At 35.0% G+C, this 2,998-nt stretch carries 1 protein-coding gene and 1 rRNA gene; both read right to left on the reverse strand.

Translation table 11 applies throughout. The annotated features are described in order from the left end of the window. Positions 1 to 1,079: 1,079 nt before the first annotated feature. Positions 1,080 to 1,523, reverse strand: a complete 444-nt coding sequence (locus AC4D4A_RS19260) for a hypothetical protein (protein ID WP_490997314.1) — start codon at positions 1,521 to 1,523, stop codon at positions 1,080 to 1,082. A gap of 1,401 nt (positions 1,524 to 2,924) precedes the next feature. Beyond that, positions 2,925 to 2,998: ribosomal RNA gene (gene rrf / locus AC4D4A_RS19265) — 5S ribosomal RNA — on the reverse strand; the annotation flags it as partial.

The raw sequence follows: 2,998 nt of genomic DNA on the forward strand, positions 1-2,998 counted from the left end.
AAGATGTTTGATCTAGCTAAATTTTAAAGCAAATTGACGAGATTTTAAAAATCTCTTGTTTTTTAGACTTGCTTGGCATTTCGTTTTGTTTAGTTTTCAAAGAACAATCTGTCGTGTTAGCGACTCTTACATCATATCAATTCAGTTAGCTTTTGTCAAGCATTTTCTTTTTGATATTATTCACTAACAATCTCTCAAAATGTTTCGTGTTGCAGAAGCAACTTTTATATAATAACTTATATTTTTTATGAATGCAACCCTTTTTTATAAATTATTTTTTATAAGTTTGCATTCAAGAATTTATCCGCCTTCTATCTCATAGCGGCTTATTTATAATACCACTATTTCAAGTAATATAAAACTGGAATTTATATGTATTTTTCTATCTATCTCTTCGGATCTCCTCTATATTTAGCGATTCTATCTGTATTTCTGTTCACATTGAAACTCTCAGCTGGTTTAAAACTACTTCTACAGGAGACGGTTAGCATGCATGAGATATTTACTCAATGTAGGATTTACCATATCAAGAAGAAACAAAGCTAATTAAAGCAAAATTGATATTTCTATAATGGAGAAAAAAGACCGTTTTTACACTACTCCTTTAATCATACAGTTAGCTTGTCTTATTTATATATGTGTAAGTATAAAAAGATGGCAAACACAGAATCATAAATATAGTAGTGAATTTCCTTAAACAACCTGGTAAGCATCTATCTCGGATATTTGTTACTTTATTATAGATGTTATACCTTCTTTCAGTATGACAATATAATCGTTACTTGCTGATACTTTCTTTTTCTTCTATAGAATTAGACAATCTTTTATTTCTGATGGATCAATTGATTCGCTTCTTTATAATGATGCAATCTTTCCAGAAAGCTTTTGTACCTTCACTAAAACCCACCAATCCTGCCGACAAACTTATAAAAGTATAGAACATCTTCTTTTTTAATCACCCCAACATTCTACATATTCAGCTCCGGTCTTTCTTTTTAGATCACCTGATTAATTAGCTCATGACTGGTAAAGTTATACTTCGTTTTTGAAAAACCAGTATTAAACCTTATGTCATATGCCTATTTACTTCGCATTTCTTCACTGGTTTTCCCGTACAGCGAGTAGGATCCTCCAAGCAAATCATTGTGTTTGGAATAGGGGAACGAGGTTCCTCCAATCACTTCTCGGTTCCACATCATAACCGTTACACTTGTTTTCCCTTCCTTGAACTCATTATCTAGTGGATGACCTTTAACGAAAAAACGGACTAAATGAATCTCTTTATTCAAATAGGGCTCGGGTTCGATGGATTGGACAGCCCAGTCCTCTTTAGCGGGAAGTTTCGTTAAGTCACTTATCGTATACGTCCTAGTCCTCTCTCCTTCATAGGACAGCACATCATATCCTTTATCCTCTAGGAATCCTTTGCAAATTCTCGCATTTTCCGTTAATGGGAGTTGTTCATCGCTTTGTGCGCACCCAGAGAGCAACAAGAAGATTAGATAATACAGTGGTTTTTTCATTTCATCCCTCCTTGTTTACAGATGATATCCTATATTTAAAGCCATGAGAGCTCTGATTGACACCTTTTGTTTTATCATAGTATAGATAATTAACCTACTATCTAAAAAGCAACCTTAACGAAAACATCCCTTTTCTTTATGTAACATACTAAATTCAAAACTGTATAAGCGACTTCCTGCATCCACTATTTATGCCCGGTTAGCTGCTTTTAGCTGATCACTTAGTTTTTGTATTGAATCAATAAAAAAGCGAACCTATACATTGATGGGGTCGCTAAAATAACGATGGTATTCCGAAAGGGAAGAATATTGGAGCTATGTAGATAAAACATAATAATAAAATTAATAAAAGAGACATGACTATCGAAAAGACAGATCTAATGATCACTTTCTTATCATTTTTCCTTTCTAACGGCAGCCCAACTACAGCTAAACTCAGTGATACAAGCGAAAAAGGAATAAGGTAATACATCCATGTTTCATTTCTAAAGTCTGATATAAAAAATCCGAAGAAAGCAAATAGGCAAAGTGCTATTAGCGTTATTCCAAATGACCATTGATTAGCTACAAGTTTAAAACTCCTCTTTGCCACTTTCAATATGCCTCACCTTCCAAATATATCCTTTTTATTATTGTAAGCCACTCTTTTGCTTCATTCAAGTGAGAATTCTGTATTAAGCTCTAGTTAAAAAATTGAACAGGAGGACCTATCTATGCAAAATAGTCTAACCTTTCTCTATGTAAAGATGAATCAATTATATTGTATTCGAGCAATAGAGCGAGTATAACGGAGAGATTGTAAGCAAGGATTTCTTTTAATCAATCGATTAGTTAACTTGTATGCATTCAGTAAGTACATATCCTTGAGCTTGTACCTTAAAAGCCACATATAAAAAAGAAGTGAAGAACCAATTCTCTTACATTTTCCTGACCTTCTTCTTCCCTATAGATATTGATTAAAAAGGTTAAGGAGTCTCCCAGCTGAAATCCCAGGTTGAGTCCTTAATATATGTTTTCCAATTTTATTATTATCTCGTATGTTCACTAATAGGTGTGTTATACATGTTTTCTTACGGCTTTCCTCCATACTTCACCTACCTATGAAGCACCTTTACCCAGGTATAGGTCGAGTATAGGTGCCCCATAGGTGGAGCATAGGTGGGGCATAGCTGCTTTCCTCCATACTTCATCTACCTATCCAGGTACCTTTACCCAGGTATAGGTCGGGCATAGATGTCCCATAGGCGTTGAATAGCATAGCTTTCCTATAGCTTCTACACTTCTAAAATGTACCTTTGACACTCCACAATCATATAGCAGCATTAATTATCCATGATCTCTCTTGGCCCTCTAAAAAACTGCACAAAAAAACCAGCTCATAAACTGAACTGGTTTCTGATTGCCCGGCAACGTCCTACTCTCACAGGGACTCGCGTCCCAACTACCATCGGCGCTGAAGAGCTTAACTTCCGTGT

Source organism: Pradoshia sp. Z5_111 (genome assembly GCF_058267535.1).

Coding starts and splice junctions, on each gene's coding strand:
- AC4D4A_RS19260 (WP_490997314.1), bottom strand. CDS start 1,523: ATGAAAAAACCACTGTATTATCTAATCTTCTTGTTGCTCTCTGGGTGC.